The 2,291-nt window shown below is 63.8% G+C and carries 1 protein-coding gene; it reads right to left on the bottom strand.

Annotated elements, in window-relative coordinates:
- Positions 1-2,291, bottom strand: a 2,291-nt coding sequence (locus VFW04_09970) for an FAD-binding and (Fe-S)-binding domain-containing protein (protein HEX5179647.1), incomplete at both ends; no start/stop codon positions are given.

The following is a 2,291-nucleotide window of genomic DNA, read 5'->3' as shown; positions in this document are numbered from 1 at the left end:
GATACGCAGCTCGGCTCGAGCCCAACCACGCACACACCGGCGCGAATCTCAGCGCGCAGCGTGTCGAGAATCCGGTGCAGCATCCGCTTCGCGAGATCCAGCATGCCGTAGTCGTAGAGCGGCCGCCCGCAACACAGCGAGACGTGCGGCACGATCACCTGATAGCCTGCTGCCTCGAGGACCTCGACCGCCGCCTGAGCGGTGGTAGGATGAAAGTGGTTGTTCCACGTATCAGGCCAGAGAATGACGCGCGTCTTGCCGGCGTTGCGAACGCCGCGCTTCCGGAACCACGCCTTGAACGTCTGCGGCGCGAACACTGGAATGCGCCGCTCCGGCGCCATCGTCACCAACGCCTTTGCGATGTCGCGCAACACCGGCGTCTGGGTGGCGAAATTCGCCACGCGGGGCATGCGTGAGGCGATTCGAGCCCACCAGTACATGAGCCCGAAAGCGTATGCGGCAACCGGACGAAGGCGGCCCTTGAAATAGTGCGAGAGAAACTCTGCCTTGTAGGTCGCCATGTCGACGTTCACCGGGCACTCGCCGCGACACCCCTTGCACGCCAGACACAGGTCGAGCGCGCTCTTCACCGTTTCGTCCCGCCAGCCGTTGCCTAACGGATTGCCTTCGAGCATCTCGAACAGCAGGCGCGCACGGCCGCGCGTCGAGTGCTTCTCCTCGCGCGTGGCCATGTAGCTGGGACACATCGTCCCCGTATCGTGCTTGCGGCACTTTCCGGTTCCGACGCACCGGTTCGCAGCGTACGCGAAACTCCCGCGATCGTCGGCGAACGAGAAATGGGTCGCCGGCTCCCAGGGATGGTAATGTGTCCCCCACCGCAGGTTCTCATCGACAGGATAGGCGTCAATCACCTTGCCCGGATTCATCTTCCCGAGCGGGTCCCACGCCGCTTTGAATTCTCGGAACGCGTGCATGATCTCGTCGCCGAACATGATGGGCAGCAACGACCCGCGCGCCTGACCATCGCCATGCTCACCCGACAGCGAGCCGCCGTACGACGTGACCAGATGCGCCGCCTCATCCAGGAACCGCTTCCATGTCTCGATGCCAGCGGCCGTGTACAGATCGAAATTGATGCTGCAGTGAATACAGCCTTGCCCAAAGTGCCCGTACAGCGATGCGGCGTAGTGGTACTTGTCGAACAGCTTCTGGAGATCGCGCAAGTAGTTGCCGACATCCTTGGGCGCGACGGCCGAGTCTTCCCAGCCGGGATAGAAATCCGGAAGGTGGGGGATTTTGGACGTCGAGCCGAGCCCTGATTCCCTGATTTCCCAGAGCCGCTTCTCTTCGCCGCTGTCATCGATGAGCTTCCCACTCGGCGCGTTAGGCAACGCCGCGAAGGCCGCCATGAGCCCACGTGCCTGGTCGTCCGCCGCCGGCTTGGTGTCCGCGCCGAACTCCACCACCAGCCATGCGTTGCCGTCGGGCAGCATCGCCCGCCCCGCCGTCGACATCCCCTTGTCGTGCATGTACGTGAACATGCTGCTGTCGATTCCTTCGAGCGCGATCGGATTGTGCGTGTTGCAGAACGGTACCTGATCGCCCGCCGTGAAGATGTCGGCAAAGCCGAACACGACGAGCGTGCGACACGGCGGGCTGTGCACGAGCCGCAGCTTAGCCTCGAGGATCGTGACGCACGTGTTCTCCGTTCCCACGAGCGCACGAGCCACGTTGAACCCGTATTCGGGCAACAGCTGCTGCAATGGATAGCCCGAGACGAGTCGCGGGATGTGCGGAAACTTCTTTCTGATCTGATCGGCGTACGTGTCGCGGATGTGCTTGAGCCGCGCGTAAATCTCGCCGCGGCGGCCGCCCGCGGCGATGATCGCTTCCAGCTCCGCGTCCGTGGTGGGGCCCACCCACATGCGCAACCCATCGTAGGTCAGGATCTCGAGCGCTTCGGTGTTCTCCTCGACCTTGCCCGCCATCTGCGCGTGCATGCCGCACGAGTTGTTGCCGATCATTCCGCCTAACGTGTTGCGCTGGTGCGTGGCCGGATCGGGACCGAACGTGAGGTGCCGCTCCTCGGCCTGGTTTCGCAAATCGTCCAGCACCGTTCCCGGCTCGACGCGCGCCCACTTCGCATCCCAATCGATCTCCAGCACGCGATTCATGTACTTGCTCATGTCGATGACCACCGCCGCGTTGCAGGTCGAGCCCGCGAGATCGGTGGCGCCGCCGCGCGCGAAGATGGGAACACCGAATTCCCGGCACACGGACACCGTGGTCACGACGTCGTCGGCGTCTCGCGGCACGACGACGCCGATCGG

The organism is Gemmatimonadaceae bacterium (assembly GCA_036273715.1).
Classification (GTDB): domain Bacteria; phylum Gemmatimonadota; class Gemmatimonadetes; order Gemmatimonadales; family Gemmatimonadaceae; genus JADGGM01.
The sequence above is the reverse complement of the archived record's forward strand: the minus strand, read 5'-3'. Positions and strand labels throughout refer to the sequence as shown.